The following is a 19,439-nucleotide window of genomic DNA, read 5'->3' as shown; positions in this document are numbered from 1 at the left end:
GGCCAAGACAGCAAATGAAACAAGTCCTAATTTTAACCGGCCTGAGTGGAAGCGGTAAATCAACCTTTGCCAAACAGTTTTGTGCCGAAACCCCAAATTGGCTGCGCGTCAATCGCGACGATCTCCGTCGTAGTCTATTGTCCGTATCGCTTAGTGAATTCTGGGCAACTTGGCCCGACAAGGAGAAGAACCGGATTGAAAATATCGTTAATGAGTTGCAGAAAACGGCCATCCTGGACGGATTAGCGCGAGGTTGGCACATACTGATCGACAACACAACCCTGAAACTGAGTTACATCAACGAGTTTCGAAAACTACTTTCTGGTCATTTCGATGAGGTTGAAATCAACTACAAACTAATCGACGTTCCGGTAGATGAATGCATCCAGCGGGATCGGTACCGACTCGATTCAGTAGGGGAGGCCGTGATTCGGAAACAGGCTGAACAACTTGGTATGCTTAAGAAGAATTTCAAATTTCAGACCGAAATCCTGACGAGGAATCCTGTTTTCCAACGAGAACAGGACGAGGCATTGCCGCGTTGCGTATTGGTCGATATTGATGGAACCGTAGCTAAAATGGTTGACCGAGTCAACGGTGGTCGCTTTCCGTTCGACTGGCATCGGGTAGGCGAGGATACCCCTAAATGGCCGATTATCAATCTGGTAAAATCGTTGAAGATATCGGGTTATCAGATCATCTTCTTTTCAGGACGAGACACCGTTTGCCGACCCGAAACTACGGCCTGGCTTAATCAGCATTTTGGCTGGCAGTCCGAATCCACGGCGGCCGAATCCACAGCGCCAGATTATCAATTATTTATGCGCCCTCAAAATGATAACCGCAAGGATTCGATTATTAAACATGAGCTGTTTGAGCAACACATTCTGGGTAAATGCTACGTCGAACTCGTAGTAGACGACCGCCAGCAAGTAGTAGATATGTGGCGACGAACGCTAGGACTAACGTGCGTACAGGTGGATTATGGGGATTTTTAAGGAGGCTTATTCGGATTTCATCGACTTTGATTGCCTAGCCGTTAAAATAACTCCAGCATGCCGTATTCGTCTGATTCGTTCAATTTTTGAAGATCATCGATATGCTTTTGCAGAGTTTCGAAAACACTTGCTGACGACTGATTGCCCATTCTCAATAAAACAACTTTCGGAGGGAAGCCGTATGTATTGGCTAGATTGTAATAGTCGTCGTTCGTGATGATGATTTGGTTATTCATGCGCGCCCATTGCCAGATGGCAATATCTTCTGCAGGAATCGGTAGGCCTGTTCGGGTAACGTGTAGGCAGTCAGAGAATATATCCGCTAATTTCTTTACTAAACGATAAGACAAATTAGCGTCAAGTAGAATTTGCATTAGGCTGCAATCAAACGGGTACGGCGTTCACTATCAGCCGCAAAGGCTAGTGCCGCCCGAATGTGATCGATTGTTAACTCTGGGAAATCGTCCAGAATTTCGTCATTCGTCATGCCCGACGCCAGCCAGCTTAGAATATCCTGCACGGCAATACGAGTACCTTTGATGCAAGGCTTGCCGAAACGAATTTCGGGATTCAAACTGATATACTCCTGATAATTACGCATATCCAAATATAGCAAAACTTACGGCCGATGCATCAATAAGCCATCTTCGATTCCATTAACCCAGTTTCTAGCAAACTAAACCTATTTTCGCCCCATCTTTGTTACTCATACAGACGCGTATAGTTCATGCAGAACTGAGCTTTGGGCAAATCACTGCCATTAGGCAATTCGCTCATTTACTCATTCACTCATTCGCCATTAATACATGAAACTCCTTAAAGTTGCCGCTGGTGTCCTGAATCAAATCCCGCTTGACTGGGAACACAATAAGAAAAACATTATCAATGCCATTGAGGAAGCTCAGCGACAAGACGTGAGTCTGCTGTGTTTGACCGAATTATGCATTTCGGGCTATGGCTGCGAGGATGCCTTTTTTGCACAGAATACCATCGATCAATCCATTGCTTCGTTGCTGGATATTGTTCAATACACGAATGACATTGCCGTGGCTGTGGGACTGCCGTTGCGGCACAACAACCGCACATACGATACGGCCTGTCTAATTGCCAATAAGCGAATTCTGGGCTTTGCTGTAAAGCAGAACCTGGCAAATAACGGCGTTCACTACGAAACACGCTGGTTTCAGCCCTGGAATCCTTATGTTCGGGATGAGATCAAAATCGGGGATTTCTCGTATCCTTTTGGGGATGTCGTATTCGATCTGTCAGGTATTCGGATTGGTTTTGAGATTTGCGAAGATGCCTGGGTCGCTAACCGGCCGGGCCGGATGTTGTATGAGCGCGGAGTCGATATTATCCTGAACCCGACCGCCAGCCACTTTGCTTTTCTCAAATCGCAGGTACGCGAACGATTTGTGGTCGATGCGTCACGGGCGTTTGGCGTTAGCTACGTGTATAGCAACATGTTAGGCAACGAAGCTGGTCGAATGATTTACGACGGCGATGCGATGGTGGCTTCCAACGGTGAATTGCTGGTGTCGGGGCCGCGCCTGAGTTACGAGGATTTTCTGATTGTTCCGGCTGTGGTCGACGTAGAAGCTACCCGCCTGAATCAGACCCAAAACCGAAGTAATATCGCCCTCGCTTACCCAAATCTGCGTGTGTCGGATCGGTTCGATTGGCCGGATATTGCGCCCGTTATCCAGAAAGCCGAACTCGAAGCCTGGGAACGGGGCGGTTATCTGAAAGAAGAAGAGTTTGCACGGGCGGTTGCGCTCGGCCTGTTTGATTACCTGCGGAAAAGTCGTTCGCAAGGGTATGTGCTGTCATTGAGTGGAGGAGCTGATTCGTCGGCTATTGCTGCACTTGTGTCCCTAATGATTCGGATGGCTGTGCAGAATCTTGGTTTGGAGGGTGTTAAGAAAAAGCTCAGTTATATAAAGGCGCTTCAGGCTTGTGAATCATCCGAAGCAATGGTAGGCAAGCTCTTGACGGTTATGTATCAGGGCACCGAAAACTCGTCGGACGATACGTTCAATTCGGCGAAAGAACTAGCCGACGATATTGGAGCAACCTTCATGAATATCAATATCAACGGCCTGGTCGAAACCTATCGCGGACTTATTGAGGAACAGTTAGGGCGAAAACTTTCCTGGGAGACCGATGATCTGGCGCTGCAAAATATTCAGGCGCGGGTTCGTGCTCCAAGCATCTGGATGCTGGCCAATCTCAATAATGCCTTGTTACTCACCACTTCGAACCGTTCCGAAGCCGCCGTTGGCTATGCAACTATGGATGGCGACACCGCGGGCAGCATTTCGCCCATTACTGGTATCGACAAGCATTTTCTGCGGGGCTGGCTGCGCTGGCTCGAAACGGTTGGCCTGAACGTTAAAAACGAATCGACCCCCGCCGACCGCACTGGTTCGGTTATGGAGCCAACCGCGTCTGATGACTTAATTAAGGTCAAGGGCTTGCACGCTGTCAATAACCTACAACCCACCGCCGAACTGCGACCGCTAGACAAAAAGCAAACCGACGAAGACGACCTGATGGCCTATGATGTCCTGAATTCCATTGAAGAAGCCGCCATTCGTGATAAACAGCCGCCAGTGGAAGTTCTGAAACTTGTGGAAGTTCGCTATGCTGGTGTTCATGATCGGGAGAAGTTGCTGGTCTGGGTTGAGCGGTTTTTCAAACTCTGGAGCCGAAACCAATGGAAGCGCGAACGCTATGCTCCCTCGTTCCACCTCGACGACCACAACCTCGATCCACGCTCATGGTGCCGCTTCCCAATATTGTCGGGTGGTTTCGAGAAAGAAATTGCCGAGATGCGTGACTGGGCAAACGAGCAGAAGCCAAGTGGGCGGAAAGGCAAGATTGGGTTTTAGGTAAGCCCGTGTAACTTTGTGAAAAGCCGTTATCTATGATTACGCCGGAAGAATTTCCCTATATCAAATCCTTGTACGTGAACGACTGTTACGCGTATAAGGATTTCAACATTGAGCTACACGACTACAAACCGTTTAGTCATCTGATTTTGACAGGGAAGAATGGATCGGGAAAGAGTACGATTTTGAGGATAATTAATAATCATATTTCTTCTTGGCGAGGAAAAACGGCTTTTTTAAACGGCGCGATAGATCCAATTCAGCAAGTTGCTGAGCTGAAATCTAGTATTAAAAGTCGCTCATCTAAACAAGGGATGAATGACTCAACAGTGCGGACATGGAAAACAAAACTTTCAGAATTAGAACGAATACTGCCAACTTATGTAGTTCCAGTAGACACCATTTGGACTCAAAATAAAACTCAACTTATATATTCCCATCTAAAGGCTAAGCGTAATAGTGAAGTAAGCCCGGTTAGCACTGTTACAAAGGAAACAGATTTTACAAACGAACTTCAAAATAGCGATTCCACAGAAACTTTTATTAAACAGTTTAAGCAGTATTTGGTAAATAAGAAGGTTTACCAAGCCTTTGATCAACTAGAGAATGATAAAACTCGACTCTCTGAATCCGAAGCGTTTTTTAGTAAACTCACGACTGCTTTTCGTTCAATATTTGAAGATGAAAATTTGAGCTTAGTTTTTGTCCGAGAAAACTTTGAATTCTTTCTTCAATTATCTGATGGCCGCCAACTTACATTTGACGTTTTATCTGAGGGGTTTTCTGCCTTACTTAGCATTTTAATGGACTTGTTCATGCGCGTTGATCTCATCCGTAAACAAGTCAATGACTACAGTTACAACCCCTGCGGCATTGTCCTAATTGATGAACCGGAAACGCATTTGCACCTACAATTACAAGAGCAGGTTTTGCCATTACTAACCAGCTTATTTCCAAACATTCAATTCATTGCGGCTACACATTCACCGGCTGTAATTGCCAGTATCAAGAATGCTACAATTTTTGATTTGACGACGAAAGAAAGTCGTATTAGTGAAGAGACGGCGGGCCGGAGTTATTCGGATTTGATGATGTCGCACTTCGAGCTGAACAATGAATATTCTGACATTGCTGATGGGATTATTGCTCAGGTCAATAACGTACTAGCTACGCTTGGTGATAAGCCAACCGAAATGAAAGATGCTTTGCAGGCGATTTACGATGAGAACAGCGATTACCTTTCCCCGACTCTTAAAGTTGAATTGGAGTTATTAATCGCCCAACAAGAAGCTCAACAGACTGCCCACCAATGATTAACGTAGTTCGGGACCAACCCGCTCCGCCTTCATTATCTAGTCAAAAATCGTATCGTAGTTCAGACGTAATTGACGCATTACACCAAGTTTTTAGAGGGAAATGTTACCTGACAGAGAAGGTATTCGATAGCCCCAACGAAATGGAGGTCGATCATTTCATGACGCAAACTGAGAGTCCGGACTTAGTCTATACCTGGGATAACCTGTATGCTATTGACCAGAAGGCTAACAAACAACGGCCAAAGCAAACGCCAGTAGGTGGTTATCTTGATCCTTGCCATGAGGACGATGATGTTGAGCAGGAAATAATCTACGTTGTTGAGTTCGGGGGAAATTCTTTGTTTAAGGCAAGGGATTTGTCTAATCAAAAAGCCATAAATACGGCTAACCTTCTGAATCATCTTCACAAAGACTTAAAGCCTGCAGTCAAAGACAAGCATCATGAAGTGGTCAATGCTGTGGCTGAATGGCACAATGCAAAGAAACTGGGTAATGAGAATGAAGAATTTGAGAAGGAGTTATTGATTAAAAAACTTTTATCTCGTGATAGCCATTTTACAATGCTAATGCGATCCATAAAAGCAATACAAAGCCTACCTCCCGAATTCTTCGACTAAGCCGGTCTCTAATGAAACAACTCATTCCCGCCGGAGCGCCAGCCGGCCTGCTCTTCGCTGCTCTTTGGGCTTCGGCCTCTGTTGCTACCAAGTTTGGCGTGCAGTCTGCACATCCGCTTATTCTGGCTAACGTCCGATTTCTTATCGCAGGGAGCGGCATGCTTCTTTATGCGTACGGAGTCCAGCGTAACGAGACAGGTAGTCCAAAAAACGCCTGGCCTACGCGTGTAGAATTTCGCCAATTAGCCATCTTCGCACTGCTCAATACCACTATTTATCTCGGTTCGTTTGTGATGGCGCTTAAGCAGGTATCGGCAGGTATTGGCAGCTTATCGACGGCCACCAATCCATTGTTCATTGCCTTATTATCGGCGCTATGGCTACGTCGAATGCCACGTTGGAATGAACTGGGTGGCTTGCTGCTGGGCCTTTTAGGAGTAGGAATTGCGACTTACCCGCTGCTTCAAAATAGCTACGCTACTGTTGAAGGACTACTGATTCTGTTGGTTGGAACGATCTCCATATCGGCGGCAACGGTCTATTATGCCAGCATCAACTGGCGATTGCCGAATCTGGTTACCAATGGCTGGCAGGTGTTATTAGGTGGTTTTCAATTACTCCCATTCACGTTGCTCGTCGCTGTACTTGATCCTGCCGTATTGAGCGAATCTCACTTTGACGCACGCTTTTGGGCGTCAGTCTTCTGGCTGATTCTGCCCGTCTCGGTGGCAGCACTGCAACTGTGGTTCTATCTGGTTCGGCAAGATGCAATCCGGGCATCCCTATGGCTATTTCTCTGCCCGATTTTCGGTTTCGCGTACTCGTACCTACTCATGGGCGAACCCATAACCCTTTTCACTGTTGCCGGAACGGGGCTGGTTATTGGCGGATTGTGGCTGGGGAGGAAATAGATTTATTCCTTCAATACCGTCATTTCCACGCGCCGATTGAGTTTTCGGGTGTTTTCAGAATTATTGCTCGCGATGGGGCGGGTAGGGCCATAGCCGCGTGTGGTAACTCGGTTAGCAGCAATTCCATTCTTTACCAGATAATCCTTTACTAACTCTACCCGCTGTTTAGAGAGCTTAAGATTCTCGTCAAAATCGCCCTGATTATCGGTATGACCTGCCAGCTCAATTTCGGCGGTAGCATGGTCACGCATAAAGGCCAGCAGTTGATCTAAGGCGGGTTGAGCATCGGGTAGCAGTTCTGCCTTACTCTGAACAAACTGGAGCGCCTGTAGCTGCGTCGTTTTGCCAGCAGCAGCCACGATTGGCGGAGGAGTATAAACCACTTTTGCATCCAGCGTTTTAGGGGGCGTTACACGCGATGTTTGAACGACAGACGTATTACTGACCGCAGGTTGCTCAGATACTGGTGGAGTTGTAGCAGGGCGAGCAGGTGGGGGTGATACTACGGTTGATGTTGTCGCATGGACTGGGGAAGCTGTAGTTGTGCTAACAGGTTTTGAGTTAATCCGGAATAGTAGAATGGTTTTTCCGAATAATCGATTTGTACTACCCGACGTAAAAGCCAATTGCTCATCAGTCGTACCATACCCTTCGGCTTTGGTTGAAATAATATAAGGCAATTTTGGATCAAGCTTAAGCTGGAAACTACCATCAGCATTTGTTACCTGCTGTGTATAGATCACACCTGCTTGATTTTTTGCCATTACTATGGCTCCAGCGATGCTCTTTTGCGTTTGACCATCCTGTACTGTTCCTTCAAGGGAGGCTGTTCCATCTGGTGGAGCAACTTGGTGTTTGGGTTGTGCCAACCCTACAGACGGGCCTAAGTTACTCAGGCACAGGCCTCCAAAAATCACTATATATTTTGTCCACTTCATACTATAGAGGCAACGTTGCAACGTACCGCAAAAGTACGTTTAAATACCTAAAACTTACCCATCGGTCCTGCCTGAATTAGCCTAATTTCAGGCTAATTTTTGATCGTAAAAAATGATAGATAATTGGCTGATTTACAGTATAGTTATATGGTGAAAATTGTTGGTAAAAAATGAACGGGAAAACACTCTTTTTCGTTACTATTGTATGACACAGAAAACCAACGCAACGATGCATTCCCCGAACGCTCAGGCACCCCTTGCACAGGCTTCAGCGGGCAATTTGCCGCTCGACGATAACTGGCGGAAGTCTATTCCGGCGCAGGTGTTTCTGAACCACTTTTTTGCGATGGATTACCACATCCATCACCAAAACGACCTTTTTGACCTCGCTAAATTTCCCATTTTTCAACAGTTCTATGGGCGTGCGACTGATGAAAACCGCAAAGCGCTGGAGAAGTTATTACTAAATAGCTGGAGCGCCGAATATGCCCTGCGTATTACGCCTGTTGTTAATGACGAACAGTATCTACAGAGCTCGTTGCATTGGACGTTTCCGCAGGCTTATTACAGCGCCCTGTTCAGTGCACGGGCATTTCTGGCCGTGCAGGGTATTAATGTGAGTAATGAAGAATTGATTCGCAAGCGGATTGGCAACATGGTTGTTCGCGGTTATTACCCGGCTTCAATTGGCTATTATGCACTCGGGCCAATCAACAGCTATCGCATTCAACGGTTACCGATGGCGAAGCGGTTTACCGTAGCTGCTAAATCCGATTTATTGTTGCCTTCGCGCGAAGGTTCGGTTCAGGTTGAACTGGCGCAGTTTCTGAAAACCACTCGTGATCAGCGGGTGCGGGCTTTACGTAACGCGATTCAGACGAATCCGAAAACGGCATTACGTAGTCCGAAAACAGGTGAGATTCTGCAAAAATTCAGCGTAGAGCAATACAAGCAGTTGGCTAAGCAAATCGGATATACGACCTACTTCGACATGTTGAGCCGACTGCGGATTTCGTCAACAAATCGGGAAATCGAACGGTTTGTCGATTCTGAAATTGATGTGAAACTGTTCCACCAAAGTTTAGTGAATATTGTGGCTCATGTGAATTCAGTTCACGAAGCTTATATTGCGAAGGCGCTTGGTATGCAGGCTTATCGCCAATTAGTAGCCAAATTGCCGTCTTATCTCCAGGAGAGTTTTGTGCGGGATCGAATGAACACGGTCATTGCGCCGATGCTGGAAGAACCACAATCAGGACAGGAACCCTACTTACGAATGGCGGCCTAATCGTTAGCCTATATAGTTTGAAAGCCCGATGAGCAATTCATCGGGCTTTTTTTGTTTGTATTGGTAAAATTATAATTTGGACGATTTTAATCGATTGCATTATTCTTTAAAGAAGATGAGCAGTGACTTTCGTTGTTAAAAAATCGTAGTGGGCTGAATATCATTATAATTCATGGAAAGTGATAGTTTTTATCTATGAGCTGATTGATAAAAATCATATTCTCTATGCGTATTGCTTCCGTAATTTGCACTTGATCAAGATTGATTCTTAATACAACCTCAGTAAATTCCATGAAAAATCACATTGTCTCAGTTGGGTCTCAGTTCCCGGAGTTTAAGAAACTAGCTGTTGTTTCGCTCGATAAAGACAACGAGTTCTACGAAATCTCGTCAGACGATCATAAGAATGCGGGTCAGTGGCTAGTTATGTTCTGGTGGCCTAAAGATTTCACCTTCGTTTGCCCAACTGAAATTGCCGAGTTCAACAAGAAGTTCGAAGATTTCCAGGATCGAGACACGATGGTTATTGGTGCTTCGACAGATAGCGAATTCGTTCACCTGGCATGGCGTAAAAACCACGACGATCTGCGTGGTCTGAAATTCCCAATGCTGGCCGATACCTCGAAGTCACTGGCCGAAGAACTGGGTATTCTGGAAGCAAACGAGAAAGTAGCATATCGCGTAACGTACATCGTTGATCCACAGGGTATTGTTCGTTGGGTAGCGGTTAACGACCTATCAGTTGGCCGGAACGTAAATGAAGTAATTCGCGTGTTAGACGCTCTGCAAACCGACGAACTTTGCCCATGTAACTGGGTTAAGGGCGAAGCTACGTTAACGGCTTAATCAATGATTTAAAGAGCGAAAGAACGCAAGAGTGAAAGAGCGATGCCGCTGGCAGTCTTTTCACCCTTCGCTCTTTCGCTCCGCTTCGGCGGTCCGATTTCACTCTTTAAAATCATGACGACCACACAAAACGAAACTGTTACGTCGCTACTGAATTTAGTGGGACTGGATACAGAAGCCGAGTATCCTGCATTGGATGCGCTGGCGAAAGCTGATCATCGCTATTTGCGTGATCTGAAAATTAATGTTGGCAATGTGCTCAACAGTAGTCAGACGCTGACGAAAAAAGAGAGCTTACTGCTGGCTCTGTCAGTAGCTGTCAACGAAAAACTACAACCGCTGGTTGATTCTCTGACAACCGCTGTCCGACAGGAAGGAGCAACCGATGCCGAGGTAGCCGAAACCATTGCCTGCACTTCATTGCTGAGCACGAATAACGTGTTTTATCGGTTCCGGCACTTTGTTGGTAAAGACTATTATCAGCAAACACAGCCAGGTATTCGCATGAGTATCATGATGAATCCGGTACTGGGCAAGGAGTTTTTCGAGCTAATGAGTCTGGCCGTATCGGCTGTTAATGGTTGTGAGCTCTGCGTTCGGTCGCACGAGGAAAGTGTGCTGAAACACGGTGCTAGTGAAGCACGTATTTTTGACGCCATCCGGTTGGCCTCGGTCATTAAAGGCTTGATTACACTGTTGTAGGATTGCGAGTCGTTGATAAACCCGACAAGATAAAAAATGAGCTGCCGGGAAACATTAGTAAATGAAGATGCGTTAAAGAAATGTAACGCATATATAGTCTGGTGCCAGATGTAAGAAATATAGTATGTTGCTACTGTAATTACTGTTGCAATAAATTGCCTCTTATATTCTCAGTACTGTATCTGCCGTAATGTAAAGCCCGCTCTCTCTAAACAAGAAGCGGGCTCTTTTTTGACGGCTGATTTAAACGCAGAGATGCGGAGAACACAGAGAATAGTAATGCGCTATAACTTTCTGTGTTCTCCGCATCTCTGCGTTTAAACTATACTGTTTTGACCAGATCGACCAGGGTTTCGATCCAGATTGGGCTATCATTCAGGCTCTCGACTAATTGCCAGTGCTTTCCGCCTGCCTGCTCAAATAATTCCTTATATTCTACCCCTACCTCGATTGTGGTCTCCAGACAATCGGCCACAAAAGCGGGCGAAAACGCCAATACACTCTTGATCTCTTTAGCCGGTAATTCCTTAATGACGTCGTCGGTATAAGGCTTAATCCAGGGATCGCTGCCCAGGCGCGACTGAAAACAGGTTGTGTATTTACCTTCGGGAATGCCCAGCGCCTGCACGAGCAAACGCGTTGTTTCAAAGCATTGCGCCCGATAGCAATGCTGATTTAAGGCATGGAATGTCTGACAACACTCTCCGAACTGGCAAACAGTTTTCGTTACGTCACCTTTTCGAATCTGACTTTGGGGCAAGCCGTGGTAGCTAAACAGAAAGTGGTCGTAATCGTAAGCCGCCATGTATTTGCGGGCGATTTGTGCGAAGCCTTCAATAAATTTAGGATGCTCCAGAAAGCGATTCACGAATCGAATGGCCGGAATAACCTCCCAACTTTTTACGATGGTCATTACCTTTTCGTAAACAGAGCCGGTGGAAGCTGATGCGTATTGCGGAAAAAACGGAACAACAACAATGTCGGTCAATCCTAACTGCTGAAATTCACTCAAACCTGCTTCGATACTGGGACTTTGATACCGCATAGCCAGCTTTACTACGTAGGCATCGCCGAGCTGTTTTTGCAGCTCCTTCTCCACAATATGGCCATAATATTTCAAGGGTGAGCCTGTTTCAGTCCAGAGCTGCTTGTAAATTTTAGCTGATTTTGGCGCCCGAAACGGAGCGATAATCCCATTGACAAGAAAAAAACGCGAAACAAGTGGAATATCGATCACCCGACCATCCATTAAAAATTCGCGCAGGTATTTACGGACATCCGGAACAGCGGGACTGTCGGGCGTACCGAGATTAACAATCAAAACGCCCGTTTTACCCACTGATTTTGGAGTAGTGACGTGCGGCTGTAAAACAGAAACTTCCATGTAGAGGAAAACAGAGATTTAACTAGGTTGGTTTATTGCATTCACTTGGCTCCCGGATAACGGCTTAGATCTGTACGGGTGAAATCGCTGAACACTTCGCCGGGCAGGCCTGTAAAAATCATAATATCAGTCAGGTCGTGGTCTCCCCTGTCGCTGGCAAGTAGAATATTGCTATACTGCTGATAGTCTTCCCAGGGAAGCGTGAAAACAGGTTGTTTATCAATAGGTTTGGGGAAATGGGCCCACTGGCTTACCAGATGAGATTTCTTATCGACCCACACTTTATACCGGGCGCCGGGCATAATACTGCCATTTTTAAAAGTTACCTGCAGGACATCAGCGGCCTTGCCCGTTTGAGTGGGTTCTGCTCCAAGATATTTGAGTGTTATGCCAGAATCTTTGAGCTTAAATGGCATGAGTAGCCAATAGGAATCGTTAATCCAGTTTCGTTTCCCTTGCTTTACATACTTGGCAACCGAATCGGGGGCAAGTAATTCTTCTCCATGACGGTAAACCCGCCCCATATCGTTATTAATATTTAGCAAAACGGTCTGATCGTCATGCAGATTATCTACCCGGACATCGCCCGACCATTTGTCCCAGATGATTTTTCGGACCCCATCAAAATTCCAGGCAATTAACTGGGTTTCATCCCACGCAGCCCGACCACCCATGGCAGTCATGACCTGATCGGCAATTTGTATAGCACGAGGGTCTGAACCTGTTACATCAAAACCGGGAGCGGGTGGATTCGACGTTTTTCCTGACTGCGCCTGACTGAATGATGCATTAATCAACAGCAGGAACAGGGGTAGTAGAACTTCTTTCATAAGTAGTGAGGATTGCAGTGCAAAAATAGAACAACAACGCATTGGTTTGGTTCTAGACGGTTTAGATATATGAAGTAAGATGTATGATATATGATGTAAGATGTATTTCGCGTCAGCTATATCATACATCATACTTCATACTTCATATATCCTACATCATACATCCCATATCTATCTTTGCGAATGACGCTTTCCCAACTCGATTATATTGTTGCTGTTGATACCTATCGGCATTTTGCTACAGCCGCTGAAGCCTGCCATGTAACTCAGCCAACGCTGAGCATGCAGATTCAGAAATTGGAAGATGAACTGGGTATTCTGGTTTTCGATCGCTCGAAACAACCTGTAGTCCCCACCGAAACAGGGCAGGCTGTTCTGGCGCAGGCACGGGATGTATTAAGGGCTGCCCGCCGTATTCCCGAAATTGTCAGCGAGTCGAAAGACGATTTTCGGGGCGATTTCAGAATTGGCATTATCCCGACATTGGCGCCCTATTTGTTGCCCTATTTCATTGGTGAATTTATCGCTAAGTATCCTGCCGTATCGGTGCAGATTCAGGAATTAGTGACTGAGCAAATTATTGAACGACTTCGAAATGGGTTGATTGATGTAGGCTTAGTTGTGACACCCTTAACCGAAAATGGAATTACCGAAATTCCATTGTTCGAGGAGCCTTTTGTGGTCTATGCCGCCGATTCGAATCCCTTGTTAACCAAATCAGCGCTTACCCCTGCCGACCTGCAGATGGATGGTCTTTGGTTACTGACCGAAGGGCATTGCTTCCGTAATCAGGTCATGAACCTATGCGGGGCTGACCGACAGGCAAACGGTACAAATGCCTTGCGTTATGAAACGGGCTCACTTGAAACACTTATCAAACTAATTGACAAACAGGGAGGATTTACTTTGTTGCCCTATCTGGCTACGCTCGATATGGATACAACACGCCAGGCGCGACTTCGTCCGTTCGATTTGCCCCAGCCAGTACGTGAAGTGAGCCTTGTTATGCATCGAAGTTTTCTGAAACGTAAACTCATTAATACCTTCAGAGCTGAAATTCTGACGCATTTGCCTGATGAAGTATCCAGTAAAGAAAAAAGCAGCCAGGTGGTTCGATTGAAATAGTAAGTAAGAGGTCGAATCAAGATAAAAATGACCGTATTGGCGTGAGCCGTAGTTGACGATTGAGCGTAAATGGGACAGAATAGTCTTTTTCGTAAACAGTTTATTATTAGTAATGTTATGCCGTTAAGTATAAATCAATAGATAGAGATATATATTTGTTTGTCTGGTCATTTATCAGCAGCTAACCCATAAGTCGATTAATACTAATGACCACCATTTACCTTGCCCTATTATGACCAAACTGTATTGGCAACACCTGTTCATCTTCTTAAGTTGCTTTATTCAGCTCGTATCGACTAGTCAGGTGTTGGCACAAACACTTGATACTGAACCGTTGGCGGTGACATCTGTCTGCCCAGGTTCACAAATAGACGTGACAGGTATTAGAACCGCCCCCGCTGGCGAATTCTCAGTACAACTGTCTAATGATGGAGCTACCTATACTGACATTCCTTCTACCTTTTTGTCGGCCTCAGGCCGTTATGAAGTTTCCTATCGGGCTACAATTCCAGCCAATACGCCTGCCGGAACGACTTACCGGATTCGATTGGTATCAAAAAATCCAGATATTAATGGAACACCCAGTTCGAGCATTCTGACGGTGAAAGCCAAGCCAGCTTTGCCAACAGTTCCCGCCAATTCACTTTCGCTTTGTCAGGCCCAATCAACGGGGCCACTCAGCGCCACACCGACAGATGCCAGTGCGGTACTGGTCTGGTATGGAACAAATGCAACAGGTGGAACCGGTGTATTGACCCCAACACAGCCATCGACTGGTAATGCCGGTGTAGTTAACTATTATGTTGCCCAGCAACTGAATGGATGTGAAAGCGATCGGGCTGTCACTCCCGTAGAAGTCAAGCCGCCTTCTGAGGCTCCTGATGTCCAGTCGTTATTGGTTTGCCAGAATACGACAGTTCCGGTAGTGCAGCCTACGGGCCAAAATCTGTTATGGTATACGAACAGTACAGGCGGAACCGGATCTGTTACGGCACCAGTGGTTAGTACATCGCAAACCAGTCAGACAACCTACTACATCAGTCAGACAACAAATGGGTGCGAAAGCCCACGAGTTGCATTCACCATAACGGTCACACCCACACCACCGGCTCCGGGTGTGACACAAAAGAACATCTGTCAGTTTGCACCAGCCGAACCAGTAACGGCAATAGGCGAGGGACTACACTGGTACAATCTCGATGGAAATATGTTTGGCGAAGCGCCTACCATTAGTACCGATAAAGGAGGCTCTTTTTCGTTGCTGGTTACGCAAACAGTAGGTGGCTGCGAAAGCCCGAAAGCTACCTTTGTCGTTACAGTTCTGACGACGCCAGTGCCGACCGTCGCTAAGACGACGGTTGAAATTTGTCAGGGTACTACTGCGCAATCGCTTACGGCTACGGGTACAAATCTGAAATGGACTGATCCGAACGGAAACGTGACCACAACAGCTCCTGCGCCACCAACCCTAAGTGCCTCTACGAATCCAAATGGGGATGTTTACTATGTAACACAAACGGCCAATGGTTGCGAAAGTCCGAAAGTAGCCATCACGGTATTTGTTCAGTCGCTGCCAACCCTATCTATTCTCGGCTCAACTACCGCCAATCTGGGTTTGGAAGTACCGCTTACCTTAACCTTTCTGGGAGTGGGCCCCTATCAATATAAGCTGTCGAACGGGTTGACCGGAACCGCTATAAAAGACACGACAATACTGGTTATGCCAGCGCAAACAACTATTTATCAGGTTGCCGAAGTGCGTAATAAGTGTGGAGCTGGATTGCTTACAGGTGGATCATCAGCGACCGTTACGGTACTTGTCCCAACTATCCAAACCCTGGCGTTAACATCCGCAACAGTTTGTGCCGGAACGAGCTTGACCGCCAGTTTTGCCACTTCGGAGGCCTTTAATTCGGGTAATGTGTTCAAACTTCAACTAGCGAAGGTCGAAACCGATACGACGAAAATGGCTTATGTCGATGTGCCGATGAGCCAGACCGCGAATGGAGAAGTTGTTGGTACTATTCCGGCTAATGCTACCAGTGGGCTCTACCGGGTGCGGGTCATTGCCACAAACCCGAAAATACCGATTAATGGAACAATCAGCCCAACAATACTAACTATTCGGCCATTGCCGGCAGCAACACTTACGGGTAATCAGACGATCTTCGAAGGACAACCAGCCAGTTTATCGGTTGTATTTTCGGGAGATGCGCCCTGGACGTTCTCCTATCGTGATAGCACATCCGCCGGATTGGGTGCTGTTCAATCGCTAACGGCTACAATAAATCCGTATCCATTTGCCGTTAATCCCAAAAAAACAACTGCCTATTTCCTGACATCAGTTAGTAATGGTTGTGGTAGTGGTTCTTTAACAGATCGCATGGTTATTGTAAGCGTAAATCCGCTGCTAGGCATTGAGGATCAATCATTAGCCGATGCCGTAGAGGTGTACCCTGTGCCCGCAACAGCAAATCTGACGGTACGCATCAATGGACTGCCTGTTACGCAAACGGCACTTTTAGAAATTATGGATCTGAACGGACATACAACTAATCGACAGGAAACCCGGCACGCTACGTCGTCATTCGCGCTCGACCAGCATCCGGCAGGCACGTACATTCTGCACATTCGGGTGGGAGATCGAAGGGTTTCCCGGCGGATTGTGAAATTGTAGAAACTGGTTCGTCAGTGTCTACATGTGTTCCCGCTCCAATCGGCGATAAACCTCCCCGAAATCATTCCCTTTGGCGATGGCATCGGCCAGGATGGGCACACTTTTCCGGCCAGCTATCGATAGCCAACGCGCCACTTCGTCGGCTGCTGTTTGGTAAGCCTGCATGGTATGGGTTGCATTACTCCCGAAAAAATCTCGGGTGGTTTCGAGTTCGGAGAGTTTTAGCATGGGGCTTGGCGGATAGGGCGTTGGGTTGGTTTCATCCCAAACCGATGCATCGTGGGAGGAACTGTCTGGCGTTTCCCATACTGTTGGATTGCTGAATCGGTAATCGACCATCAGCGCAAGCCCTTCATTGAACCACTGTGGAATCTGCCGTTTTACGCGCCACCAGCCCAGCCGTGCAAATAATTCATCGTGACACAACTCGTGGGCAATTACGTCGACATTATTGCCATCGGGACCCAGAACTAGGTAGGAGGTTCCCCACGGCATTCCCAGGCTGCAACCGGCCCCTTCGCCCCCAGCGCAATAGTGCTCATAGTCAGACTGGTTCGGGCAATAAATCAGGATTGCCTGCCCACGCTGATCACCCCAGAATCTCCGGATACGATTGCGAGCCGCTACTATATGTTGACGAAGTTGCTTTTGCTGTTGGCTTGTGGCTGTCTGATGAATGTAGACATTTGGTATATCTTTGAGTAGCCGAAAGTTTTCTGAGCTCCTGATTCTGAAACAGTGAATTAGCTGCGGATAAAGGAGTAGAAAGCCAATCGGCAGGGCAATTAGCAAGGGTAAACCATAACGGAGCAATACGTTTCCACGCATGAAAAATCAATGAATCTGGCAGCAATTTAACTGCTATTTTGCAAAGCATTAGCTGGAATAGAAATTAGATAAACCCTATTGTACGCTTGAACGTCATCAACAATCTTATTACCCACTGACTATTAAATTCTTGAAACCATGAAAACTCGACTGTCTATTGTTTCGGTATGTGGATTGTGCTGGCTGTTGTTAGGTGCGGTTAACTACACATCGGCCTGTACTATTTTCGTGCTTACAGATGCCAGGCGAACCTTGTTTTTCAATAACGAGGATTACTCTAATCCTGCCACCAGAATGTGGTTTCTGCCAGCCGAGAAAGGGTATTATGGTTGCGCTTATGTTGGTTTTGACGATGGTTGGGCGCAGGGTGGCGTAAATACAAAAGGGCTGGCTTTTGACTGGGTAGCCGGATTTGACGAAGAATGGACACCGACATCTGCCATGAAACGGGTTCAGGGCAATCCCAGCGAACGAATGCTGGAAACCTGTGCTACCGTCGATGAAGCCATTGCCTTTTACCAGAAAAACCTGGAGCCAAGTTTCTCCAATGCAAAAATCCTGATCGCAGACAACACCGGAGCTTCTGTGATCATCGGCGCTACGAACGGTAAACTCCATGTTGACCGATCAAATCAATCAAGGGGTTTTGGGTATGGCGGACAAACCCTTTCTAAGCTGTTATCGGCGGCTCCCGAACCAACGCTGGCAAACGGAATTCCCATTTTGCAGGCTTGTTTGCAGGAAGGTATGTATGCCACTAAGTACTCTACCGTATATGATTTAAGGGCTGGTGAACTATCGCTCATCTCGTTTGCCAACCAGCAGGATGAGGTCAAGCTTAACCTGGCGAAGGAATTGAGCAAGGGAGGCCACTATTACAAAATTCCTGAAATCAGGCAGGAACTCGCCCAGGCACCGGTGCCCCTTTTGCCGCTGATGAAGCGCTTTTTGTGGGATGATTATCCACCCATTGCTAATAGTGATCCCGCGATTACCAAACGAATTAGGACCATTCTGGAAAATGTTGCCATGGGGCGTTTGCAAGAAGAAGATTTCACCCCTGAGTTCTGGAAAGGGATTTCAGCTGCTCAAAAAGACAGTCAGGCCGAGCTCGCAAAGCTGGGCAAACTGCTTACATTGACCCTTCTCGAACGCCAGCAAGCAGCTCATCAGTCAAGCTATTTATACTGTGTCGACTTCGAAAACGCTACTGTACTCCAACGTTTTACGCTTGATGATCAAAACCGCGTTGCCATGATTCAATCCGAAGCAGCTGAACAAAAAAACGAGTTAAAGAAGCGGGAAAAGTAAGTTCCGGGGTCGTGTTTCTGGATGGCTATTTGATAAACCGATACAGAAATGGCGCTTTGTGTGCACCACCACTGTAGTGTTTATCCAGGCGCTCTAAAATTCCCAGACTGAGCATCTTGCGCTGAAAGCCAGATCGATGCAGTTTCTGATCCAGAATGGTTTCGTAAAGACTTTGCAAATCGGCCATGGTAAAGGTCTCGGCCAGTAAATTAAAGCCGATTAGTTTGCGGTCGAGGTCGGTGCGTAGAGTGTCTAATGCCTTTTGAACAATAAACTGGTGGTCTTGCATCAGAAGAGGGAGGTTGGCCAAATCGTACCATGCGCAACTATCCGACAGCGAATCGGGAATAGGAACCGCTTTTGTAAAATCGACTAACGCGTAGTAACCCACCGATACAAATCGGCGCAGCAACCAGTGATTGTTGGGAGGCATAAACCCTTTAGCCGCCATGATAGCCCGCATCGGGGCCGGATCGAATCGATTAAGGTCGCCAAAAACGTAGAACTGCTCAAGGTAAATATCGCTTAGCCCCGTTCGTTCTGACAAAACTCGCCGGGCTGCATCGTTCAGATTTTCGTTTGTCAGAATAAAGCCGCCCGGTAACGCCATCAGTCCTGTGTTGCGATATTCCAGCAGCAGAATCTTCAACTGATTTTGATGAAACCCGAAAATTACAGCGTCGATGGCCAGACCTGGTAAAAAGTCGTCCCCATCTGGTTCAATTTCTTCCGGGTGTAATTGATCACGCATACTATTAAAATTTAGCCGCAAATAAC

General features: G+C 46.7%; 18 protein-coding genes. 11 read left to right on the top strand and 7 right to left on the bottom strand.

The features are described from left to right. Positions 1-14 precede the first annotated feature (14 nt). Complete coding sequence (locus GO755_RS33215) at positions 15-998, top strand: phosphatase domain-containing protein (RefSeq protein ID WP_157589750.1); 984 nt, start codon at positions 15-17, stop codon at positions 996-998. Positions 999-1,039: 41 nt separating this feature from the next. Here GO755_RS33215 and GO755_RS33210 read toward each other — a convergent pair whose 3' ends face one another. Together GO755_RS33210 and GO755_RS33205 are read right to left on the bottom strand one after the other, a co-directional pair. Beyond that, the gene (locus GO755_RS33210) at positions 1,040-1,372 is read right to left on the bottom strand and encodes a DUF5615 family PIN-like protein (protein ID WP_157589749.1); all 333 of its coding nucleotides are present in this window, start codon (positions 1,370-1,372) and stop codon (positions 1,040-1,042) included. Continuing rightward, entirely contained in the window at positions 1,372-1,599 is a 228-nt protein-coding gene (locus tag GO755_RS33205; protein ID WP_157589748.1) for a DUF433 domain-containing protein, read from the bottom strand. The genes GO755_RS33210 and GO755_RS33205 overlap by 1 nt, the downstream gene beginning before the upstream one ends. Positions 1,600-1,804: 205 nt before the next feature. On the opposite strand from GO755_RS33205, the gene nadE reads away from it, so the two are divergent. From nadE to GO755_RS33185, 4 genes are read left to right on the top strand one after another with little or no spacing between them, the layout of a single operon-like run. Then, positions 1,805-3,889 carry an NAD(+) synthase gene (gene nadE, locus GO755_RS33200; protein ID WP_157589747.1) on the top strand — a complete coding sequence of 695 codons (2,085 nt, stop codon included), beginning with the start codon at positions 1,805-1,807 and terminating at the stop codon, positions 3,887-3,889. 35 nt (positions 3,890-3,924) lie between these two features. Next, positions 3,925-5,202: an AAA family ATPase gene (locus GO755_RS33195; RefSeq protein WP_157589746.1), complete on the top strand. Its 1,278-nt coding sequence runs from the start codon at positions 3,925-3,927 to the stop codon at positions 5,200-5,202. Next, positions 5,199-5,822: a hypothetical protein gene (locus GO755_RS33190; protein WP_157589745.1), complete on the top strand. Its 624-nt coding sequence runs from the start codon at positions 5,199-5,201 to the stop codon at positions 5,820-5,822. Before GO755_RS33195 ends, GO755_RS33190 begins: the two co-directional genes overlap by 4 nt. Positions 5,823-5,833: 11 nt before the next feature. Beyond that, positions 5,834-6,733 carry a DMT family transporter gene (locus GO755_RS33185; protein ID WP_157589744.1) on the top strand — a complete coding sequence of 300 codons (900 nt, stop codon included), beginning with the start codon at positions 5,834-5,836 and terminating at the stop codon, positions 6,731-6,733. A gap of 2 nt (positions 6,734-6,735) precedes the next feature. Here GO755_RS33185 and GO755_RS33180 read toward each other — a convergent pair whose 3' ends face one another. Further along, positions 6,736-7,671 carry an OmpA family protein gene (locus GO755_RS33180; RefSeq protein ID WP_157589743.1) on the bottom strand — a complete coding sequence of 312 codons (936 nt, stop codon included), beginning with the start codon at positions 7,669-7,671 and terminating at the stop codon, positions 6,736-6,738. Between the two features lie 205 nt (positions 7,672-7,876). Between GO755_RS33180 and GO755_RS33175 the strand changes: the two genes are divergently transcribed. From GO755_RS33175 to GO755_RS33165, 3 genes are all read left to right on the top strand, one after another. Further along, on the top strand, positions 7,877-8,959 hold the full coding sequence (locus GO755_RS33175; protein WP_198175004.1) for a hypothetical protein: 1,083 nt from the start codon (positions 7,877-7,879) through the stop codon (positions 8,957-8,959). Between the two features lie 291 nt (positions 8,960-9,250). After that, complete coding sequence (locus tag GO755_RS33170; RefSeq protein WP_157589742.1) at positions 9,251-9,805, top strand: peroxiredoxin; 555 nt, start codon at positions 9,251-9,253, stop codon at positions 9,803-9,805. Positions 9,806-9,919: 114 nt separating this feature from the next. Continuing rightward, on the top strand, positions 9,920-10,507 hold the full coding sequence (locus tag GO755_RS33165) for a carboxymuconolactone decarboxylase family protein (protein ID WP_157589741.1): 588 nt from the start codon (positions 9,920-9,922) through the stop codon (positions 10,505-10,507). A gap of 322 nt (positions 10,508-10,829) precedes the next feature. Here the strand turns inward: GO755_RS33165 and hemH are convergent, their stop codons facing one another. Continuing rightward, positions 10,830-11,891: a ferrochelatase gene (gene hemH, locus GO755_RS33160; RefSeq protein ID WP_157589740.1), complete on the bottom strand. Its 1,062-nt coding sequence runs from the start codon at positions 11,889-11,891 to the stop codon at positions 10,830-10,832. Positions 11,892-11,932: 41 nt separating this feature from the next. Beyond that, entirely contained in the window at positions 11,933-12,721 is a 789-nt protein-coding gene (locus GO755_RS33155; protein ID WP_157589739.1) for a hypothetical protein, read from the bottom strand. A gap of 183 nt (positions 12,722-12,904) precedes the next feature. Between GO755_RS33155 and GO755_RS33150 the strand changes: the two genes are divergently transcribed. Then, positions 12,905-13,846: a hydrogen peroxide-inducible genes activator gene (locus GO755_RS33150; protein ID WP_157589738.1), complete on the top strand. Its 942-nt coding sequence runs from the start codon at positions 12,905-12,907 to the stop codon at positions 13,844-13,846. 232 nt (positions 13,847-14,078) lie between these two features. Beyond that, the gene (locus tag GO755_RS33145) at positions 14,079-16,523 is read left to right on the top strand and encodes an Ig-like domain-containing protein (RefSeq protein WP_157589737.1); all 2,445 of its coding nucleotides are present in this window, start codon (positions 14,079-14,081) and stop codon (positions 16,521-16,523) included. A gap of 18 nt (positions 16,524-16,541) precedes the next feature. On the opposite strand, the gene GO755_RS33140 is transcribed toward GO755_RS33145, so the two are convergent. Continuing rightward, on the bottom strand, positions 16,542-17,351 hold the full coding sequence (locus tag GO755_RS33140) for a hypothetical protein (RefSeq protein ID WP_157589736.1): 810 nt from the start codon (positions 17,349-17,351) through the stop codon (positions 16,542-16,544). Between the two features lie 138 nt (positions 17,352-17,489). Between GO755_RS33140 and GO755_RS33135 the strand changes: the two genes are divergently transcribed. Beyond that, positions 17,490-18,662, top strand: coding sequence for an Ntn hydrolase family protein (locus tag GO755_RS33135; RefSeq protein WP_157589735.1), 1,173 nt, complete (start codon positions 17,490-17,492; stop codon positions 18,660-18,662). A 25-nt stretch (positions 18,663-18,687) separates the two neighbouring features. Here GO755_RS33135 and GO755_RS33130 read toward each other — a convergent pair whose 3' ends face one another. Beyond that, positions 18,688-19,413, bottom strand: a complete 726-nt coding sequence (locus tag GO755_RS33130; RefSeq protein WP_157589734.1) for an NUDIX hydrolase — start codon at positions 19,411-19,413, stop codon at positions 18,688-18,690. Positions 19,414-19,439: the final 26 nt, after the last annotated feature.

Source organism: Spirosoma arboris (assembly GCF_009754945.1).
GTDB classification, from domain to species: Bacteria; Bacteroidota; Bacteroidia; order Cytophagales; family Spirosomataceae; genus Spirosoma; species Spirosoma arboris.
The sequence above is the reverse complement of the archived record's forward strand: the minus strand, read 5'-3'. Positions and strand labels throughout refer to the sequence as shown.

Bases quoted from the DNA above. Each gene is read 5' to 3' on its own strand.
- GO755_RS33195 (WP_157589746.1), top strand. From the start codon at position 3,925: ATGATTACGCCGGAAGAATTTCCCTATATCAAATCCTTGTACGTGAAC.
- GO755_RS33150 (WP_157589738.1), top strand. From the start codon at position 12,905: ATGACGCTTTCCCAACTCGATTATATTGTTGCTGTTGATACCTATCGG.
- nadE (WP_157589747.1), top strand. From the start codon at position 1,805: ATGAAACTCCTTAAAGTTGCCGCTGGTGTCCTGAATCAAATCCCGCTT.
- GO755_RS33165 (WP_157589741.1), top strand. From the start codon at position 9,920: ATGACGACCACACAAAACGAAACTGTTACGTCGCTACTGAATTTAGTG.
- GO755_RS33145 (WP_157589737.1), top strand. From the start codon at position 14,079: ATGACCAAACTGTATTGGCAACACCTGTTCATCTTCTTAAGTTGCTTT.
- hemH (WP_157589740.1), bottom strand. From the start codon at position 11,891: ATGGAAGTTTCTGTTTTACAGCCGCACGTCACTACTCCAAAATCAGTG.
- GO755_RS33185 (WP_157589744.1), top strand. From the start codon at position 5,834: ATGAAACAACTCATTCCCGCCGGAGCGCCAGCCGGCCTGCTCTTCGCT.
- GO755_RS33170 (WP_157589742.1), top strand. From the start codon at position 9,251: ATGAAAAATCACATTGTCTCAGTTGGGTCTCAGTTCCCGGAGTTTAAG.
- GO755_RS33180 (WP_157589743.1), bottom strand. From the start codon at position 7,671: ATGAAGTGGACAAAATATATAGTGATTTTTGGAGGCCTGTGCCTGAGT.
- GO755_RS33215 (WP_157589750.1), top strand. From the start codon at position 15: ATGAAACAAGTCCTAATTTTAACCGGCCTGAGTGGAAGCGGTAAATCA.
- GO755_RS33205 (WP_157589748.1), bottom strand. From the start codon at position 1,599: ATGCGTAATTATCAGGAGTATATCAGTTTGAATCCCGAAATTCGTTTC.
- GO755_RS33130 (WP_157589734.1), bottom strand. From the start codon at position 19,413: ATGCGTGATCAATTACACCCGGAAGAAATTGAACCAGATGGGGACGAC.
- GO755_RS33190 (WP_157589745.1), top strand. From the start codon at position 5,199: ATGATTAACGTAGTTCGGGACCAACCCGCTCCGCCTTCATTATCTAGT.
- GO755_RS33140 (WP_157589736.1), bottom strand. From the start codon at position 17,351: ATGCGTGGAAACGTATTGCTCCGTTATGGTTTACCCTTGCTAATTGCC.
- GO755_RS33175 (WP_198175004.1), top strand. From the start codon at position 7,877: ATGACACAGAAAACCAACGCAACGATGCATTCCCCGAACGCTCAGGCA.
- GO755_RS33210 (WP_157589749.1), bottom strand. From the start codon at position 1,372: ATGCAAATTCTACTTGACGCTAATTTGTCTTATCGTTTAGTAAAGAAA.
- GO755_RS33135 (WP_157589735.1), top strand. From the start codon at position 17,490: ATGAAAACTCGACTGTCTATTGTTTCGGTATGTGGATTGTGCTGGCTG.
- GO755_RS33155 (WP_157589739.1), bottom strand. From the start codon at position 12,721: ATGAAAGAAGTTCTACTACCCCTGTTCCTGCTGTTGATTAATGCATCA.